Here is a 20,322-nt window from a genome sequence, read left to right as displayed (position 1 = left end):
TAGGCCCGGCCGGTGTTCCGGTTGGGCCGAGCACACTTCAATCATCCTTTGGAGCAAGTTAAATGGCTCGTATCCTCGATACGCTCTTTTCGCTGGAAGGTAAGACGGCGCTGGTCACCGGCGCCGGCGGCGCCATCGGCCGCGTGCTGGCCAAGGCACTGGCCGAAAGCGGCGCCAAGGTCGCCATCCACGACTTCGACGACGAGCGCCTGGCCTCGTCAAAGGCGTTCATCGAGGAGGCTGGCGTCGAGGTCTTGACCTTCAAGGCCGATCTGACCGACGCCAAGGCCTGCCGTTCGCTGGTCGACGAAGCGCATGCGGCGCTCGGCAGCCTCGACATCCTGCTCAACAGCGCCGGCACCAACCGCCGCAAGCCGATCGTCGAGGTGACCCCGGAAGATTTTGACGCCATCATCGACGTCAACCTGCGCAGCATCTATTTCCTGTCCCAGGCGGCGCATCCGCATATGGCGGCACAGGGCGGCGGCAAGATCGTCAACATCAGCTCGCTGAGCGCCAAGCACGCCTTCAACACGATCTCGGTCTACGCCGCCTCCAAGGCCGGCGTCAGCCAGCTGACCAAGGCGATGGCGCGCGAATGGGTCGGCGACAACATCCAGGTCAACGCCATCGAGCCGGGCTTCGTGAAGACCGAGTTCACCCGCCCGCTCTGGGACGACGAATATCGTGCCGACTGGTTCGCCCGCTTCATCCCGACCGGCCGTCTCGCCAACCCGGACGAGTTGATCGGCGCGACGCTGCTGCTAGCCTCGCCCGCCTCTTCCTACATCACCGGACAAGCCATCGTCGTCGATGGCGGCGTGCTGTCGGGCGCGACCTGGGTCAAGCCGTAGCGGCGCCGACACTGGTTGGCGTCATGCGGGGACGCCGACCATGACGCGATGAGACGTTCATCAGATATGGCTGCGCGGGATTTGTCGCGCAGCCCCCGAGAACCGATCTCAATCCTACCGCAACAATTCGGGCCCGCCTTCGTCGCGTCAACCATGACGGGTGGCTGTTATGCGTACGGCCCGCCTCATCGAGGCCAGCGTCAGTTCGCCGCCTGCTTGGGCTGCGCGCCGTCCAGCGCCCTAAGACGCTTCATGACCCACGCCGGGGCGCCCGGATTGACCACGGCCAGCTTGTAGTAGCGAACGGCCTCGGCTTTGTTCCATCGCTTCAGGCCCTTGCCGGTCTCCAGCGCCAAGCCGTAGCTCGCCTGGGCGAGGTGATTGCCTTGATCGGCCGAGGCCTTGTAGAGCTTGGCGGCGGCCGCATCGTTTTGCACGACGCCCGTCCCCTTCTCATAGAACTGCGCGAGCTTGAACTGACTCCACGCGTTGCCCTGGTCTGCCGCCTTCTTGTACCAGGCGATGGCGGTCGGGTAGCTCGGCGGAACGCCCGCGCCCGTCGCGTATTTGTCGCCGAGCGTGTATTGCGCCCACGAATTTCCAAGCTCGGCCGCCTTGCGAAAATTCTTCAGCGATTCCGCAGGGCTGGCGGCCATGCCGATGCCCTCGGCCTGGAAGCGCGCCAGATTGTACAGGGCCCAGTTGTTGCCCTTGGCAGCCGATTTTTTGTAAAGCGCCGCAGCCTTGGCGACGTCCTTCGGCACGCCGGTGCCGTTTTCGTAAAAGGAGCCTAGGCTGTTCTGGGCCCAATCATTGCCCTGATTGGCGGCCTTCGCATACCACACGGCAGCCTGCTTCGGGTCCTTGGCGACACCCTGGCCATTCTCGTACATCTTGCCGACGTTGATCTGACCCCAAGGGTCATTGCGGTTGGCTGCCTGCCGGTAGAGCGCCATGGCGCGATCGTAGTTCTGCGCCGCGAGCGCCCGGTCGCCTTCGTCGTTCGGCCCGGCATTCGCACAGGCGATCGATCCGGCGACCAAAAGCCCCCCGACCAGAGCCCGAAGCGCCGATCGATAGCTAACGAGATTATTGCCCATGCCTTGAACCCAGCCCCTTCGCAGCGATCAGTCCCCGAAGCCATCTGACTGGGACCCCGATCGCATAATGCCGACCCGGGCGGAGGTTGCCTGAACGCTCGGGCCCGCCGGACCGCGACATTGGTAGCCGCTGCGCCCGCGGTGAACAAGGTGGGGTTGGTCGAAGAATAGAACCATTATCGTGACATTCCCGTCACAGATGCCAGTAACGTAAGGGGCAGCGGTTGCGCTGCGTAGCCGAGCCGTGTAACGGAGGAACAGGTTCTGCGATTTTCGATTATCTCATTGATTTTTATTTTCTTAATACGAAACTTGCTTCGGGTTACGTAACGTTGGAACTGTGAGCTGCCGGGGGGCGACTAAAGTGGAAGACGGATTAGAGGAGCGGCTCGCTCGACGGACCTCGGGTCTGTTGCGTAGCTCGTCACCTAGACGGACGAGCCTGGCCGAGCCCTGCCTTTTCGCCTCTCCCGACTGTATTGCAATACCAAACAACTTACCCGGCCTTCCCCCTGATTTTGGCTTGACCCGCCTCGGCAGCAGCAATCTGCCGCTGGGCATGATCGGTCATCCGCCCCCACTCGCATCCGGCAACACCGCTTATCGCTAGACCTCTCGAGATGCCACATGGCGTCTCGAGATGCCCTGGGTGAGCCCGCGCTCATCACCTGTTGCAAATCCGGATCGAGCCAAGCCTGCATGCCAATTCTGCGTTTTCCCTTTCCGAGATCGTCGTCCGGTAGGCGTTCGTACGAGCCGTTTCTCGTACTGTTTTTCATTACCTGCTCCCTCACCTCCGTCGGTGCGCTGGCCGTGTTCCTCTATGTCCTTGACGACATGGGCCTCGCCGACCGCCTGATCTATTGCGGGCTGCTGCTCGGACTCATCTACTGCTGCCTTTCCTACCAACTAAGCCGCTATGGCGCGGCAAGACGCGCGCAACAGCACCGCGCCTTTACCGAAACCGACGTCGCCTATCTGTTCGAGGATCGCGCGCCGAGTGTAGCCGTGCTGATCCCGACCTATCGCGAAGAGCGGCGCGTTATCATCATGACGATGCTTTCGGCCGCCCTGGCCCGCTACTCCAACCGCCGCATCGTCCTGCTTGTCGATGACCCGCCGAGCGATCCCGACTCTGTCGAGCTCACGCTTTCGGCCGTCGACGAAGTTTGGGGGATGCTCGACAAGCCGATGCGGGCGCTACGAGCTGAAGCCGCCGCCTGGCAGCGACGCTCTGAGACCGACGTCATCAATTTCGCCGCCGAGGCAGGCCGGTTGAAGCGCTGCTATGACCACGCGGCATACTGGCTCGAAGGCCTGGCCAGAACGCTTGAGGCCGAGATATCGCCGGCCTTCGGTCACGTCGACCGCTTCTTCATCGACCGGATCCTGCTCGATCTTGCCCGGCACTATCGCAGCGCGGCCGATCGAGTGGCAGCGGGCGGGCTCACGATTCCTGAGATCGCGCGCGAATACCGCGTGCTCGCCAACCTGTTCTGCACCGACATCAGCAGCTTCGAGCGCAAGACGTTCGAGAACCTGTCGCACGCGCCGAACAAGGCGATGAACCTCAACGCCTATATCGGGCTGATGGGAGGAAGCTACGTCGCGCGCTCGACGCAGCACGGCGCTGTCATCGAGACGACGCGTCCGAACTCTACCGATTCCATCGCGATCGCGGGCGCCGACTATGTCCTGACGCTCGATGCCGACAGCGTCATTCTCAACGACTACATGTTGCAGCTGGTCCATCTGCTGAACGGCAATCCGACGCTCGGCGTCGCCCAGACCCCGTACCTGACGTTCCCGAAGGGTACCGCGCCAGTCGAGCGGATCGCCGGTGCAACGACGGACATCCAGTACCTGATCCACCAGGGCGCAACGTACTTCAACGCATCCTACTGGGTCGGAGCCAACGCCCTCATCCGCTTCGAAGCGCTGCAGCAGATCGTTCGCGAGCAGGTTGAAGGCGGCAAGAGCTGCAGGGTCTTCATCCAGGACGAGACCGTTATCGAGGATACCGGGTCGACCATCGACCTGCTGCATGCCGGCTGGTCGGTGCACAACCACTTCGCGCCGATGGCCTACAGCGCGACACCGGCCGATTTCGGCGCGTTGGCGATCCAGCGCAAGCGTTGGAGCAATGGCGGGCTCATCATCTTCCCGATGCTGCTGAAGCAATATCTCGGCAATTCCGGACGCTTCAGGCGGCTGCCGGAACTCATGCTTCGGACCAACTATCTGCTGTCGCCGGTGATTGGAAACGTCGCGGTCTTCATCCTGATGGTCTGGGCGGGATCCGACGGACGTGCACTGGTCTGGACGCCGCTGGTGATGGTCCCGTATTTCCTGCTTTACGGCATGGATCTGAAGCGGCTTGGCTATCGCTTCCGCGACCTGTTCGCAGTCTGCGCGCTCAATCTGATGCTGTTGCCGGTGAGCTTCGCCGGCATTGCCGCCTCGATCCGCCAGATCGTGACGGGAAAAAAGGGCAGCTTCTCGCGCACGCCGAAGGTTGCCGACAGGACGTTCATCCCGCCCTACTGCTTCCTGTTCAACGGCTTCATGCTGCTGCTGATGTCGCGCTATGTCATCGAGGGCATACTGGCCGGCCAATATCTCGGCGCCATCATTCCGGCGCTCAACGTTTCGCTCTACGCCTACGGCCTGCACCACTTCATCGGCTTCCGGCACGGCTTCGCCGACCTGATGCTGGCGACCCGCCAGCGCCTCGAGACGCTAACGCGTCCCGCCATCGGCGCGCTGGCCAAGGCGCAGGCGCATATGACCGGGAACATCCGCATGCTGCGCTTCCGCCCGACGCAGATGCTCGCCGCCTCGGGATTGTTCGTGTTCGTCATGGTCGCGCCAATGAACGCCGCGCCGAAGCTTTCGAACGACGATTTCGTCGGCGGTGCGATCGCGAGCCAGACCAGCGGCAAGACCGCCAAGGATGCCGAGCCGGCGTCCCAGATCCTGAAGCCGTCCAGCCATCCTTCGGCGCACGCCCGTGCTGCCGGGACGGATGCCAACCAGACGGGGTTGACCGATGCCCGGCTGGAGACGCGCGATGACGAGTAGCGCTGAGCACAACCCATTTCTTTCGATCCGGGCACCGCGCCACGCGGCCCGGAACACCTTCATCAGACAGATCATGCAGAGCCGGGGGACGTCTTGTCACATTCAGAAAGCGTAGGGGGCTACGGCCACCGCCAGCAGAACCGCAACAATCCCACCTCGGGCCGGTATCTGATGGACGATGATTCCCACCGCTCGGCATCCTCCTGGCGCAGCGCCCTTCTCGGCGGTGCAGCGGCAAGCGCGCTCCTGCTCGGCATGGGGGCACCGGCCTTCGCCGACCCCGCGACGCCGTGCACGACCAGCGGCACGACGGAAACCTGCAGCGGCGATCTCGCTGGCGGAATCGATATTGGCGAAAACGATGGGATCGACCAGCTCATCGTAACGAGCCCGAGCGCCAACATCGCCCCGCCCGCCGGCATTTCCGGCATTCGCTTCATCTCGAATGGCGCGGTGGAGATCACCAGCGACACGGGTTCGAATGCGATCTCGGTGACCGGCGAGCGCGCGAGCGGCATCAAGGCGCAGAGCTACGAAGACGGCGACATCGGCGACATCAAGATCAATCACACCGGCGCCATCACCGCGACCGATGGTTTCGGCGTCTGGGCGGAAACGGATGGCGCGATCGATCTGACGACCCATGGGGCCATCAGCGCAGGTCTCGACGCGATCAAGCTGCACGGTACCGGCGATGGCACGATCGACATCGACGTGACGAGCAACCTGACATCAACCCTCGGGTCAGGCATCGTCGCGGATACCAATGGCGGCATCACCGAGACCAGCGTCGGCACGATCGATGCGGCGATCGACGGCATAAACCTTCGAAGCAATGTCTCGGGCGACGTGTCCATCGACCACGATGGCGCGATCAACGCGACCGCCGGCAATGGCATCACCGGCTGGGGCCAGGGAGAGGTCACTTCCCAGAGCGAGGGCAACATCCAGGCCGGCGTGGACGCCATCCGTCTCGAAAGCCATGGCAGCGAAGGCTTGGTCGATGTTCACCACACAGGCGACCTGACCGCGGATGCCGGCTACGGCGTCTACACCGAAGCGCTCGGCACGATCTCGATCGACGTCAACGGCGCCATCGATGCCGGCCACACCGGCATCTATGCTCGCACCAGCGATTCCGAGTCCCTGATCATCACGCATACGGGCGGTTCGATCATCGCCCACGACGCCGACGGCATCGTGGCTCTCGGCCCGAATGCCGTCGTTTCCGTCACCAACACCGGCACGATCGAGTCCCATGGCGTCGGCATCTATGCCGAGAGCGGCTCGCAATCCGTGACCGTCAGCCAGACCGGCGCGCTGCAATCCTCGGACGGCAAGGGCATCTACGCCTACTCGGGCGACGGCGCCGTCGAGATCACCAAGACCGGGACCGTGACGGCGAAATCGGACGCCGTGACTGCCGTGTCCGGTTCGAAATCAACGAAGATCGTCCAGACCGGCGACATCACATCGACTGCCGGCAATGGCGTAGTCATGAGCACGCTCGACAGCACCGCGGACCTCACCGGGTCGGGTGCCATCAAGGCGGCCAGCGACGCGATCACCATCAGCGCCAACCAGGGCGTCACCGTGAACCGGACCGCAGGCGCGATCGAGTCAACAGGTGGAACCGGCATCAAGGTTGTGTCGGATGGAGCCGGCGTATCCGTGACGAACAACGGCACGATCACCGCCAATCAGGACGGTATCCGTTCCGAATCCACTACCGACAACACGATCTTCCAGACCGGCGACGTCACAGCATCGAATGGCGCGGCGATCTGGGCCTCGTCGACGACCGGCACGGTCTCCGTCACCTCTTCAGGCGCCATCCAGGGCAAGACCTACGGCATCTATGCCAAGAACAGCGATTACGGATCTGTCACCGTCAACCAGACGGGAACCGTGACCTCAACCGCCGGCAAAGGCATCGAGGCCTCGTCGCCGAGCGGCGACGTCACGGTCACGACGGGCGCGGTCTCAGCCGCACTCGACGGCATCGATGCCTCCAATCTCGGCTATGGAAAGGTAGAGATCACCAGCGCTGGCGTAACCTCGACGCATGGGGTCGGCATCAAGGCGTCGTCATCGAACGGCATCGTCAAGATCACGAATACGGGTGCCATCGTCGCCGAATTGACCGGCATCAAGGCGTCCAACACAGACAACGTTGCGGTCACCGTGGTGCAGAATGGCACCGTGACCTCCACGAGCGGCAAGGGCATCGAGGCCTCCTCGTCGACCGGCGCGGTCAATGTCACCACAGGCGCCATCACGTCTGCGCTCGACGGTATCGACGCGACCAATTTCGGCGGCGGCACGATCGATATCATCAGCGCCGGAGTGGTTTCCACCGCGGGCGTCGGCATCAATGCCTGGTCGGCAACCGGCGAGATCAAGGTCGCGAACACCGGCGTCGTCACGGCAGAGCTTGCCGGCATCAGCGCCGCGAATCTCGGCGGCGGCGCCGTGACAATCAACCAGGAGGGCAATGTCACCTCCTATTCGAACACCGGCATCAGCGCCTGGTCATCGACCGGCGCCATTACCGTGACCGTGACCGGCAATAGCCAGATCACGGCGGAACACGACGGCATCACCGCTGGCAACAAGGGCGACACCACGGTCGCCGTCACGAGTAGCGGCACGATCACCGCCAATCAGGGTTCGGGCATCCTCGCCTCGTCGACCACCGGCGAGGTTGAGGTCAAGGGTAGTGGCGATATCTTCGCTGCGGTGGACGGCATCGTTGCCTCCAATGTCGGCGAGACCAACGTCAGCATCACCCGGACCTCCGGAAACATCACCGCCACGACTGGCCGTGGCATCATCGCCTCGTCCGCAGTCGGCGCGGTCGTCGTCCACAATACCGGCCACATCCTTGCCGAACAGGACGGCATCGTTGCCTCTAACCTCGGCACGACGGCGGTTAAGGTCACCCAGGATGGCGATGTCACGAGCCGCAGCGGCTACGGCATCATCGCAACGTCGGCGCTTGGCGCCATCACCGTTGTCAGCACGGGCGACATCGTCGCGAAGGAAGACGGCATCAGTGCCGGCAACGTCAGCGATACCGGTCTAGTTTCGATCCAGCATACGGGCGACATCACCACCACGAATGGCAGCGGCATCTTCGTCAAGAGCGCCAATGCCGCGATTGATGTCACCACGGATGGCGACATCCAGGCGGGTGGAGACGGCGTTCGCCTTAGTGGCTACGGCAACCAGAGCGTCACCGTCACCGCCGGCTCGGTCAAGGGTGGCGCGGGTTTTGCCGGCATCAACTTTGATGGCGGACATATCAATTCGCTCGCCAACGGTGGAACCATCAGCACCGCGGACGGAATTGCTGGCGACGCTGTCACGGCGGGTGCAGACAGTGTCACGTCGATCATCAACACGGGCACGATCACCGGCAACGTCCTCCTCAGCGAATGGGCAAACAGCTTCACCAACAACGAGCTTGCCGTCTTCAACACGGGTGCCTTCGTCAACCTGGGTGAAGGCACCTTGACCAATAGCGGCTTCGTCTCGATTGGCGGCGATGGCGTCGTTGCGACCACGGCGCTGACCGGTTCTTTCGTCAACACCTCGACCGGCACGCTGAAGATCGACATCGACCTGGCCAATTCGACAGCCGACAGGCTCGACGTCTCGGAGAACGCCAGCTTTGCCGGCAATCTCGGCCTGAACCTGACATCGATAGGCGCCTTCGGCCAGACCTTCACGGTCGCGTCGGCCAACTCGGTCACGGTCTCGAACCTGGCGCTTTCCAATCCGCTGGTGAACTACGCGATCAACACGCCGGACGACGAGCATCTCGATATCACCGTGGCCGGCTACGACTACATCACCCAGGGCATGAACCCGAACGGCCGGGCCATTGGCGGCTATCTCAACAACGCCATCGGCAACACGCCCTCGCTCGACCCGATTGGCCTTGCGCTGCTCAATCTCGGTTCGCTCGAAGAGGTCAACGACGCCTACAATCAGCTTTCGCCGGACACCTATCTGAACCAGCAGCTGACGGCGCTCTACGACTCGCTCGGTTTCGCCAGCAGCCTGCTGAGCTGTAAGGTCCGCGACGGCGCCTTTGCCTTCAACGCCGAAGGCGAGTGCGCCTGGGGCCGCGTCGGCTATCGCACCTTCGACCGCGATACGACGGCAGACATGACGGGCTTCAGCCGCGACACGTGGGAACTGGCCGGTGGCGCGCAGTACGCCTTCAAGGACGACTACCGCTTCGGTTTCGGCGCCGCGGCAGGCACCTCCAAGTCTACCGGTGCCGACGGCGCTACCAGCGACGGCAAGCAGATCGAAGCCGGCGTTGTCGTGAAGTACGTTCCCGGCCCGCTGACGCTCTCGGCGGCGGCTTCGGGCAGCTATGCCTGGTATGACACCGAACGTTCCGTCAATTTCGGCGATTTCAGCGACGACCTGACCGGCAAGCCGGAATCGGGCACGCTGAATGCCCGCCTGCGCGCCTCGTATGATTTCGGCAATGAGACGGTCTATATCCGTCCGCAGATCGAGGGCAACGCCACCTATCTGTACCAGGCTGCGTTCAGCGAAACCGGCGGTCTCGCCGCCGTATCGGTCGATAGCGGCTCGCGCACCGTGTTCAGCGTGGCGCCCGAACTGGAAGTCGGCGGCCAGGTTGTGACAGCCGGCGGCACGATGATCCGTCCCTACGTCAAGGGCGGCGTCACCGTGTTCTCCAATGACGGCTTCGACCTCAACGCCCGCTTTACCGCCGATACGTCGGGCACCGACGCCTTCACCATCACCACCTCGACCGACCGACTGTTGTGGAACACCTCGGCCGGCGTCGACGTGCTGTTCGAGAACGGCAACACGATCCGCGCCTTCTACGACGGCAATTTCGGCCAGACCTCGACCGAGAACGCCTTCGGCCTGAAGGCCAGCCACAACTTCTGATCCAGGACCGGCCGACGCCGGATCCGCCAAACAACAAGGCCCCGAAGCGCACGCTTCGGGGCCTTTTCTATTCGAACGCCAGACAAGCTAGTTCCGATTTGGAGTTTCATGAGAGCGGTTGGAGAGCGTTGCGGCGGTCAGCCATAGGCCATAGCAGGCATGCGCTATTCCCAGCCGCTCCAACTGCCCCGCCGGTTGAGACATTAACGGTCGGCGCCCGAATGAGGCGGCGATCTAGTTCAGAGGCCGTCCGCCGTCGACCGGGACAATAGAGCCGGTCGTAAAGGTCAGAAGACTCGCGACCGCCAGAACGGCGTTTGCTACCTCTTCCGGGGCGGAGAGACGACCGCTGATGACCGACACCGAGGCAGGAGGTCGCAAGGAGCGTCTCCACGATCTGCCAGGATTTTCGCGGATCCCGGCTCTCGGTCATCAGTCACCGAGCCGATCCTCGCGGCACGGGCACGCCAGCTCACAAGCCCTTTTTCGGGTGCTTGCTTACTCTGACCTTGCCCTTCATCTCGACGATGTGCTGCTGCCAGATTGACTGAAATTCGCGACAGTGGGGATTGAGCTCGCGTGACGCGCTCGCCTCTTCGAATGAGTCCCGGCATCTCCATGGCTGGCGTGACGACTAGAGCGCGGCTTCTTGCCTGACTTTGCAAGGTTGTACACCGGTATGTGACGCTCGGTCTCGAACTTGACCTGTACCAATCGATAACCCAAAGCGCACGGGATCGGCCACCTCGGGCCTTTCCATGAAGGCGTCGCCATCCCACCGACAAAATTCCGAGAGCTGCTTCATCAGCATCTCACTCGCTTCGGCCAAAAACTGGATGGGCAGCCACGAGACTTGCACCTAGAATTGAGCCGTCCACCGGAGGGGGTGGGTCGCCCTTGCCCGAGCGAGGGCGGCAACGTGGATCGAGGAAAAACGAGAATGATTGAGAACTTCGTGTTCGGGCATCTGGACGGCGCGATTGTGCGCGGCTTCGTCCTGCGCAACAGCAACGGCCTGTCGGCGAAACTGATTACCTATGGTGCGCGGCTGACCGAACTTCACGCGCCCGATCGCACCGGCGAGATGGCCGACATCGTGCTCGGCTTCGACGATGTCGACGCCTATGTCGCCACCGACACCTATTTCGGCGCGACCTGCGGGCGCTATGGCAACCGCATCCGGGACGGTCGCTTTTCGCTTGGCGGCGAAGCGATCCAGCTTTCGCGCAACGAGGGCAACAATCACCTCCATGGCGGCGTGGCGGGCTTCGATCGCAAGATCTGGGACGCGACCGTGGACGAGGCTACCAACACGGTCACCTTCTCCATGGTCTCGCCGCATGGCGAGGAGGGCTATCCCGGCACCGTCCATCTCTCGGCCAGCTATTGCCTGACCGAAGACAACCGGCTTGAGATCGCCATTCGCGGCATGACCGACCGGCCGACGGTGCTCAATGCCGTGCATCACACCTACTGGAACCTGGCAGGACACGCATCCGGCGATGTCCGCGAGCAGGTCCTCGCCATCAACGCCGACTTCTTCGTGCCGATCGATGATGAACTGCTGGCCACCGGCGAAATCCTTGCCGTCGCCGGAACGCCCTTCGACTTCCGGGCGCCCAAGCCGATCGGCGCCGACATCGATGCGCTGGCCAATATCGGAACCGGCCATCTCGTCGGCGGCGGCTATGATCACAACTGGTGCCTCGGCGGCGAGGCCGAAGACCTCCGTCTCTGCGCCCGCGTCGTCGATCCCGCTTCGGGCCGCGGCCTCGAACTGCACACCACCGAACCCGGCGTGCAATTCTATACCGGCGGCTATCTGAACGAGACGGTCATCGGAAAATCGAACAGCCCGTATTGCCGCTTCGCCGGCTACACGTTCGAGACGCAGAAATTCCCGGACACACCGAATTTCTCGCACTTCCCAAGCACGACCGTGTTGCCCGACCAAGTCTATGATCACCGCATGTCGGTTCGCTTCTTCACGGAATAGGGCGTTCGAACGAACGCGGTTCGCGTGACGGAAACGCGACCCGACGCAGATTGGAGCCTGTCGCCGTTTTGGCGGTGACAGGCTCTCTGCCGGCCGTCGTTGAGCGGGCTAGATCGGTTCACGGATTGAGTGGATCGGACGGGATTCCCGACGGCTGGCGATCTGGATGTCGGCGGCCCTCCTGGCGAAACGGCACGTCCGGCGCGACTAGACGACGGCGGCGCGGGGACGGCGCTTGCGTAATGCGGGAGCCGCGACAGGTCCGGTCGACCCACGGATGACCAACGTCGCTTCCAGTTGCGTGCTCATCGGGATTGGCTCGCCTTCGATGATGCGGATCAGTTGATTGGCTGCCAGCGTGCCGATCTCGGCCGCGGGAACCCGGACGGTGGTCAGCGGCGGATCCGTCTCGCCCGCGATCTCGACATCGTCGAAACCAGTGATCGAAACATCCTCGGGCACGCGAATGCCCTCGCGCCGGGCTTCGGCCACGGCGCCGACCGCCATCGCGTCGGTGGTGCAGAGGAAGGCGGTGACGCCGGGATGGGCCGCGCGAAGCCGGCGGAATGCCTCGCGACCGGCGACGATGGTAGGCTGCGCTGCCTCGATGATCCGGTCGGGCGGCAGGCGGATGCCCTGCTCCCCGATCGCGTCCAGGATACCATCGAGCCGCGCCTTCGAGCGATCATTCGGCATGCCGGTATTGGCGATCACGGCGAATTCCCGATGGCCGAGCTCCAGCAGGTACCGCGTCATGCCGTAGGTGGCGCGGCGGTTGTCGATGCCAATCGCCGCGATGTTCTGGCGCGAGGTGCAGACATAGGTCGTGACCAGCGGCCGCCGGTGCTGCCGGATGAGCGGCAACGAGTCCGGAGCGAAGGAATCGCCGACCAAAACGAGCCCATCGACGCCATATTCCAGCATCGAGCGGATCTGGCGGAATTCGCGCGCCGGATCATATTGCGAATGGGCGAGGATCAGCGTGTAGCCACGAGCGCCCAACCCGACCTCAAGCGCCTCGACGCCATCGGCGAAGATGGCGTTGCCGAGTGTCGGCACAACGGCGCCGACCGTATGGCTGCGGCCGGAACTGAGCGCCTTGGCGGCACGATCCGGTGTATAGGCCAGCATCTCAACGGCGCGCAGCACCCGCTCGCGAATTGCCGGCCGCACGATGTCGGGCTGGTTGATCGCGCGCGAGGCCGTTGCAAGCGACACTTTCGCCAGACTGGCGACGTCCTCGAGCTTGGCACGCGTCGGTCCGGGTGACGGCGGCTCGGCCTTTCCCTTGGCATGCGACGGCAATTTCTTGTCGGAATTATCCATGCCGGGACTCTGTAGCAGATGGCTGAACGCCGCAAGCGATGCCAGTCCACGGCTCAGCGGTTTTGTAAACCGCTGAGCCGATGTGGAGCGTCAGGCGGCAGCCGTCGACCGGGTGAGCCGGCTCTGCAGGATCACGACGACGAACAGGAAGCCGCCGCGCAGCACCGACTGCCAGTAAGCGCTGAGGCTGATCCAGCCCATGCCGTTCTCGAAATTGAGAACGGTGAAGAGGATACCGAGCAGCAGGGTTCCAACCAGCGTCGCGCCGACCGAGCCCTTGCCGCCGGTCAGCAGCGTGCCGCCGACCACCACCGAAGCAATGGCGAACAGCTCCCAGCCGATGCCTTCGATCGGCTGGCCGGCGCCGAACTGTGCGGCCAGGATCACACCCGCCATGCCAGCCAGAAGACCGGACATCACATAGACCAGGAAGATCGTGCGATCGGTGGGCAAGCCCATCAGGCGCGAGGCTTCCTCGCCGCCGCCAACCGCCAGCACATGGCGGCCGAAGGCGGTGCGATTGAGGATCAAGGAACCGAGCAGATAGGCGAACAGCGCGATCCAGGCCGGAATCGGGAAGCCGAGGAAGATGCGGATGACAGCGCCGAAGAAGCCGGCATCCTCGCCATTGACCCAGTCGGGTGCGTAGAGGGCGAAATCACCCTGGCCAAGCGCCATGAAATTGGTGTCGTAGGAAGCCGGAACGGATTGCTGGTTGGAAAGCAGCAGCGCGACGCCGGAGGCCGCCAGCATCGTCGCCAGCGTGGCGATGAAGGGCAGGATCTTCATCTTCGAGATGATGAAGCCGTTGATCGTGCCGGCAGCAACACCCGCCGCAAGCCCGCCCAGCAGGCCGGGAATGAGGCCATAGGGGCTGAGATAGGCGGCGACGACACTCGAGAGCGCTGCGACCGACCCGACCGAAAGATCGATGCCGCCCGTCATGATGACGAAGCACATGCCGAGCCCGACCAACGCGAACATCGAGTTGTAACGGAGCACGGTGAGGATGTTGTACTCGCTGATGAAGCCATCGTAGCGCCAGGCGCCGAAACCGATGATCAGGAGCAGCGCGAGAAGGGCGCCGAAGCCGGCGGAGGCGTGAAGACGAGGCATTTACGCGCGATCCTGCCTTTGCAGCCAGACGGCGAGCACGATCAGTCCGGCCTTGACCACGAGGGCCGCCGCGTCGGGAACGCCATTGGCGAGTAGGGTATAGCGAACGAGCTGGATGATGAGCGCGCCGAGCAGCGTGCCGATGATAGTCGCCCGGCCGCCGCTGAGCAGCGTGCCGCCGACCGCGACCGCCGCGATCACGTCGAGCTCGATGCCCATGCCGATCAGGTTGGCGTCGGCGGCCGAATTCATCGCGATGACGATCAGGCCGGCGATGCCGCTGCACACGCCCGAGATGACATAGACGAGGCGCTTGACGCGACGGACCGGAATGCCGGCGAGGCGGGCCGCCTGCTCATTGCCGCCGACCGCCAGCACCTGCCGGCCAAACACGGTGCGCTGCAGCGCCCATGCCGCGATCAGCACCAGCGCCAGCATGATCCAGACCTGGAAGGGAACGCCGAAGACGCGGCCGATGGCGATCTGCTGGAACTCGGGAACCTTGAAGACCTGAAGGTCGCCATTGGTCCAGACCTGCGCGATACCGCGGCCGGCGATGTAGAGGATCAGCGTTGCGATGATCGGCTGGACGCGGAAACTCGACACCAGCCAGCCGTTGAACAGGCCGAAGAAGCCGGCGATGGTGATCGACATAACGATGGCGAGCGCAATGCCGACATAGAGGTTGGGTACAGGGAACAGCATGCCCTGGAAGATCTGCGGCGCGAAGGCACCGGCGATCGCCATGATCGAGCCGACCGAGAGATCGATGCCGCCGGTGGCGATGACCATGGTCATGCCGACGCCGACGATGACGATCACGCAGACCTGGGTGAGATTCACCGACAGGGTCTGCATCGTCGCGAAGTGCGGCGTGAAGATGAAGTTGAAGATCAGCAGCGCGATCAGCGCCGCGATGGTGCCGATATGGCGGCGCGACAGCAGGGAGGCGATACCGCCACGCGGCGGCGAGCCGACGCTTCCCGGCACCGGCGAAGGCGCATTCTGGGTCGTGGAACTCATGCGACTTCTCCATGCGCGTGGGCCATGGCATCCATGACCGCAGGTTCGGTGATGGCCTCGCCATCGAATTCGGCGGTCATCTTGCCGTCCCGCAACACGAAGACCCGGTCCGAGCCCTCGACGATTTCCTCGATTTCGGACGAGATCATCAGCACGCCCAGCCCGTCATCCGCGAGCTTGCGGATCAGACGCTGGATCTCGGCCTTGGCGCCGACATCGATGCCGCGCGTCGGCTCGTCCAGGATCAACAGCTTCGGGTTCATGCAGAGCCAGCGCGCCAGCAGAACCTTCTGCTGGTTGCCGCCGGAGAGTTCGCGGATCTTCTGCTCGGGGCTCGAGCACTTGATGCCGATCTCCTTGATGAAGCGCAGCACGATCTCGCGTTGCCGCCCCTCGTCGACGATGCCGGCGCGCGACAGCGCCGGCAGCAGCGCCAGCGTCAGGTTCTCGCGAACCGACATGCCGGGGATGATGCCCTCATGCTTGCGGTCCTCGGAGCAGAAACCGATGCCGGCCTGGATCGCATCGGCGGGCGCGGCAAAATCGGTCTCCTTGCCCTGAAAGCGAATGCTGCCCTTCTCGTGCGGATCCGCGCCGAAGATGGCGCGTGCCGTCTCGGTGCGGCCGGCGCCGAGCAGGCCGGCCAGGCCGACGATCTCGCCACGACGGACGGAGAGGCTTGCATCGCGCACGCGGCGGCCGACCCCAAGATCCCTCACGGAAAGCAGTTCCTCGCCAATGGCGCGGCTGCCCTCTGTGAAGGCGGTGGCGCCGGCACGGCGGACCTCGGCGAGGTCGCGGCCAAGCATAGTGGCGACGAGTTGCAGCTTGGTCATTTCGGCCATGGTCGAGACGGCGACGGTGCGGCCGTCGCGCATGACCGTGACGCGGTCGCAGACGGCGTAGAGTTCATCGAGCTTGTGGCTGACGAAGACGACGGCGACGCGCTTGGCCTTGAGCCGGCGGATGGTCTCGAACAGCACGCCGACCTCGGTATCGTCGAGCGAGGAGGTCGGCTCGTCCATGATCACCAGACGGGCTTCGAACGACACGGCGCGGGCGATCGCCACCATCTGCTGGATGGCGGTCGAGAATTCGCCGAGCGGCCGGCGCACGTCGACATCGATGTCGAACTCGGCCAGCAGCGCGCGGGCGCCGGCCTGCATGGCCTTGAGGTCGAGCAGGCCGAACCGCGTCTTGATCTCACGGCCGAGATAGATGTTCTCGGTCACGGAGCGGAAGGGAATGAGGTTGATTTCCTGGAAGATCGTCGAGATGCCGCCGCGCTGCGCCATTTCGGGAGAGGTCGCCGCCCAGGGCGCGCCATTCACCGTGATGGTGCCTGCGTCCTTGCGGCTGAAACCGTTCAGGACCTTGATCATCGTGGACTTGCCGGCGCCATTCTGGCCGATCAGGGCCATCACCTCGCCCTCGCGCACTTCGAGCGAAGCGCCGATCAGGGCGGGAATGTTGCCAAAGGACTTGTTGATGCCTTGCATCGACAGAAAAGGTTCTGCGACGGCCATATCTTGGGTAGCCATGGGCGCTTCTGTCTCGGAGCTGACGACAGCCGAAGCCGCATCCGGCTACGGCTGTCGCGAGGAATGGTCAACGCTGAATAAAATGGCGGGCGCCCAGAGGACGCCCGCCGGCCGGGCTTAGTAAGCCTCGGGGAGATATTCGGCGATGTTTTCCTTGGTGAAGACGCGGTCCTTGTTGACCAGGCGCGGGGCCACGGCCTCGCCCTTGCCATACTTGACCACGGCGTCGAAGGCAGCCGGACCGAAGTTCGGGTTGCACTCGACCACCACGACGACCTTGCCGTCCTGGAGCGCCTGGGCGGCGTCCTTGGTGCCGTCGATCGAAGCGATGATCAGGTCCTTGCCCGGAACCTTGCCGGCCGCTTCCATCGCAGCGATGGCGCCCATCGTCATCTCGTCATTGTGCGAATAGAGCGCCGTTGCCTCGGGATGCGCCTGGTAGAGCGTCTCGAACACCTGGCGGCCCTTGTCGCGGGCGAAGTCACCGGACTGGGAAGCGATGACCTCGATGCCCGGATGGTCCTTGATGTAGTCGGCGAAGCCCTTGGCGCGGTCATTGGCCGGCGACGAACCGACGGTGCCGACCAGCTCGATGACCTTGGCCTTGCCGTCGACGGCCTTGACCAGCGCCTCGGCGGCCAGGCGGCCTTCCTCGACGAAGTCGGAGCCGATGAAGGCAACGTAGTCTTCACCGCCCTTGGCGAGGCTCGGATCCACGCCACGGTCGATCAGGAAGAGCGGGATACCGGCCTTCTTGGCTTCCATGACGGCGGGGATCAGCGGGCGCTCTTCGCGCGGTGCGAGCAGGATGACATCGACCTTCTGGGCGATCATCGAGCGCACGTCGGCAACCTGCTTGGCGGCCGAGCCGGCGGCGTCGGTGTAGACCAGCTGCCAGCCGCGCTTCTTGGCTTCTTCCTGCATGCTCTTGGTCTGCTGCAGGCGCCAGGGGTTGTTGCTCTCGGTCTGGGCGAAACCGATCTTGTAGGTTTCCTTTTCCTTCAGCTTGGGCATGTCGGCATAAGCCGGACGCAGGCCAAAGGCACCCAGGGCTGCGCCACCGGCAGCGATCTGCAGCAATGAACGACGATTGATCATTTTACTTCCTCCCTCGGACCATGTTGGGCGGGGTCCGATATCCGCCTTTTTAAATTCAGGGCTCTCTCCCAAAAGCCCCGTCCCCCATCAGGCCACGCTTTCCGCGTAGCCCTCACGTCCACCGCGTATCATGTCAGCCCCTTTTTCGGCGATCATGATCGTCGCGGCGTTCGTATTCGCACTTACCATCTTCGGCATGATCGACGCATCGATAACCCGAAGTCCACTCAATCCGCGCACCCGGAGCGATGCATCAACAACTGCCATCGGGTCGATGCCCATCTTGCAGGTCCCGACCGGGTGATACTGCGTGTGCGCCGACTGGCGAACATAGTCGTCGATCTGAGCATCCGTCCTGACGTCGCGTCCAGGGGAAATTTCAGTTCCACGATATGGATCAAACGCTTTTTGCGCCAACACGTCACGACAGATTTTTATGCCGTCGCGCAGGACGCGCACGTCGTCTTCGGCCGCCAGATAATTTGGATCGATTTCAGGATGCTTGGTCGGATCCTTGGAGCGGATCAGCACGGTGCCGACGCTCTCGGGCCGCTGCACGTTGATCAGCGGCTGGTACCCGTGTGACTTGTGCAGCGTCCGGCCATGCTCGCCATACATGATCATGATGAAATGATACTGGATGTCGGGAGCAACGAGATCCGGCCGCGACTTGACGAAGCCGACGGTCTGGATGCCCGGATGGGCGATCGGCCCGCCCCGCGTCAGCGCATAGCGCACCAGCGACTTCGCGACATTGACCGGCTTCAGCTCCTTCAGCAGCGAGATCGGCTGCGTGCATTCCTGCTGGATCTCGGTCGCGACGTGGTCGGAAAGGTTTTGGCCGACGCCGGGCAGGTCGTGCACCGCGCGGATGCCGACCGAGCGCAGATGGTCGCCGTCGCCGACGCCGGAAAGCTGCAGCAGCTGAGGCGAATTGATCGCCCCGCCGGCCAGGATCACCTCGGCATCCGCCCGGATGATCTCGGTCTTTCCCTTGCGCACATATTCGACCCCGACCGCGCGCCCGCCCTCGATCACGACGCGCGAGGCGAGCGCGTGGGTGATGACCTTGAGATTGGGACGGGCCAGCGCCGGCCGCAGGTAGCAATAGGCGGTGCTCGCGCGACGTCCCTTGGTGATCGTGCTGTCGAGCGGGCCAAAACCCTCCTGGCTCGACGCATTGACGTCGGGATTGCGCGGATAGCCCGCCTGCACGCCGGCATCCATCCAGGCGCGGGCCAGCGGATGGAATTCCTGCACGCGCGAGGTATGCAGCGGCCCGTCGCCGCCATGGAATTCGTCCTCGCCCAGTTCCCAGTTCTCGGCGCGCTTGAAATAGGGCAGCACGTCCGAATAGGACCAGCCGCGATTGCCCATCTGCGCCCAGCCGTCATAATCCGAGGCATGGCCGCGGATATAGACCATGCCATTGACCGAGCTGGAGCCGCCAAGGACCTTGCCGCGCGGCCAGTGGAAGGTGCGGCCATGACAATGCTTCTGCGGCACCGTCTGGTAGCCCCAGTCGACATTGCCCGACAGCATCAGCTGCCGGTAGCCCGCCGGCATGTGGATGAACGGGCTGCGATCAGGTCCGCCGGCTTCCAGCAGAACCACGCTGACGGCGGGATCGGCGCTCAATCGGTTGGCGAGGACGCAGCCCGCCGAGCCGGCGCCGACGATCACGTAGTCGGTCATAGTCTCTTCCCTCACTCCCCCGCGACACGTCCTGCAAGCGGCCGGTCGCGGCCTCTACGCGGATGCGGCTAGGCCGCCTCGGTCTCGACCACTTCGTTCTTGACCCACTTCAGCAGGTGCTCGCCAACGGCAACCAAAACGCCGTTCTGGTTGTGCACGTCGACCTGCGACCGGGTCCGGCGACGTTCCTCGTCGACTTCCTTGATCGTGTAGGTAACGTTGACCGTATCGCCGAAGAACACCGGCGCCAGGAAGCGCACACGGTCATAGCCGAGCGACACCGGCGTCGAATCGATGCCCTGCGACAGGCTGCGCTCGATCATCAGCGTCGAGGCGGTCGACATGAAGCCGATGGTCAGAGCGCCATGGGCGATCCGGTGGCCATAGACCGACTTCTTCATGAACTCCTCGTTCACGTGATTGCCGGAGAAGTCGCCCGTGATGCCGGCGTAGAGATAGACATCCGCCTCGCCAACCGTCTTCGAGAAGCGAACGGCATCGCCGATTTCTGCATGCATTGATTTCATGATCTTAGCCTATCCTCTGTAGCT

General features: G+C 63.6%; 12 protein-coding genes. 4 read left to right on the top strand and 8 right to left on the bottom strand.

Translation table 11 applies throughout. The features are described 5' to 3' along the window. Nucleotides 1-62 precede the first annotated feature (62 nt). On the top strand, nucleotides 63-854 hold the full coding sequence (locus OSH12_RS22810; RefSeq protein ID WP_266345937.1) for an SDR family NAD(P)-dependent oxidoreductase: 792 nt from the start codon (nucleotides 63-65) through the stop codon (nucleotides 852-854). Between the two features lie 200 nt (nucleotides 855-1,054). Here OSH12_RS22810 and OSH12_RS22805 read toward each other — a convergent pair whose 3' ends face one another. After that, nucleotides 1,055-1,954, bottom strand: coding sequence for a tetratricopeptide repeat protein (locus tag OSH12_RS22805; RefSeq protein WP_266345936.1), 900 nt, complete (start codon nucleotides 1,952-1,954; stop codon nucleotides 1,055-1,057). A gap of 813 nt (nucleotides 1,955-2,767) precedes the next feature. Between OSH12_RS22805 and OSH12_RS22800 the strand changes: the two genes are divergently transcribed. The 3 genes from OSH12_RS22800 to OSH12_RS22790 all read left to right on the top strand — a co-directional run bounded on the left by OSH12_RS22800 (nucleotide 2,768) and on the right by OSH12_RS22790 (nucleotide 11,972). Next, nucleotides 2,768-5,035, top strand: coding sequence for a glycosyltransferase family 2 protein (locus OSH12_RS22800; protein ID WP_266345935.1), 2,268 nt, complete (start codon nucleotides 2,768-2,770; stop codon nucleotides 5,033-5,035). A gap of 93 nt (nucleotides 5,036-5,128) precedes the next feature. After that, the gene (locus tag OSH12_RS22795) at nucleotides 5,129-9,976 is read left to right on the top strand and encodes an autotransporter domain-containing protein (RefSeq protein ID WP_266345934.1); all 4,848 of its coding nucleotides are present in this window, start codon (nucleotides 5,129-5,131) and stop codon (nucleotides 9,974-9,976) included. A gap of 940 nt (nucleotides 9,977-10,916) precedes the next feature. Beyond that, nucleotides 10,917-11,972: an aldose epimerase family protein gene (locus OSH12_RS22790; protein WP_266345933.1), complete on the top strand. Its 1,056-nt coding sequence runs from the start codon at nucleotides 10,917-10,919 to the stop codon at nucleotides 11,970-11,972. Nucleotides 11,973-12,179: 207 nt separating this feature from the next. On the opposite strand, the gene OSH12_RS22785 is transcribed toward OSH12_RS22790, so the two are convergent. From OSH12_RS22785 to OSH12_RS22755, 7 genes are all read right to left on the bottom strand, one after another. Further along, on the bottom strand, nucleotides 12,180-13,298 hold the full coding sequence (locus tag OSH12_RS22785; protein ID WP_266345932.1) for a LacI family DNA-binding transcriptional regulator: 1,119 nt from the start codon (nucleotides 13,296-13,298) through the stop codon (nucleotides 12,180-12,182). Nucleotides 13,299-13,388: 90 nt separating this feature from the next. Further along, entirely contained in the window at nucleotides 13,389-14,414 is a 1,026-nt protein-coding gene (locus OSH12_RS22780; RefSeq protein ID WP_266345931.1) for an ABC transporter permease, read from the bottom strand. Beyond that, complete coding sequence (locus OSH12_RS22775; RefSeq protein ID WP_266345930.1) at nucleotides 14,415-15,437, bottom strand: ABC transporter permease; 1,023 nt, start codon at nucleotides 15,435-15,437, stop codon at nucleotides 14,415-14,417. Continuing rightward, nucleotides 15,434-16,978, bottom strand: a complete 1,545-nt coding sequence (locus tag OSH12_RS22770; protein ID WP_266345929.1) for a sugar ABC transporter ATP-binding protein — start codon at nucleotides 16,976-16,978, stop codon at nucleotides 15,434-15,436. Before OSH12_RS22770 ends, OSH12_RS22775 begins: the two co-directional genes overlap by 4 nt. A 117-nt stretch (nucleotides 16,979-17,095) precedes the next feature. Next, nucleotides 17,096-18,076 (bottom strand): ABC transporter substrate-binding protein, encoded by a 981-nt coding sequence (locus OSH12_RS22765; RefSeq protein WP_266345928.1) that lies wholly within the window; start codon nucleotides 18,074-18,076, stop codon nucleotides 17,096-17,098. A gap of 87 nt (nucleotides 18,077-18,163) precedes the next feature. After that, a complete protein-coding gene (locus OSH12_RS22760; RefSeq protein ID WP_266345927.1) occupies nucleotides 18,164-19,771 on the bottom strand; it encodes a choline dehydrogenase in 1,608 nt (535 codons plus the stop codon). Between the two features lie 68 nt (nucleotides 19,772-19,839). Then, nucleotides 19,840-20,298 (bottom strand): MaoC family dehydratase, encoded by a 459-nt coding sequence (locus tag OSH12_RS22755; RefSeq protein WP_266345926.1) that lies wholly within the window; start codon nucleotides 20,296-20,298, stop codon nucleotides 19,840-19,842. Between the last annotated feature and the right edge of the window lie 24 nt (nucleotides 20,299-20,322).

Origin of the sequence: Kaistia terrae (assembly GCF_026344005.1) — a bacterium.
In the GTDB taxonomy this organism is placed as follows: Bacteria; Pseudomonadota; Alphaproteobacteria; order Rhizobiales; family Kaistiaceae; genus Kaistia; species Kaistia terrae.
Note: the sequence above shows the minus strand (reverse complement) of the source record. Positions and strands in the feature narration are given on the sequence as shown.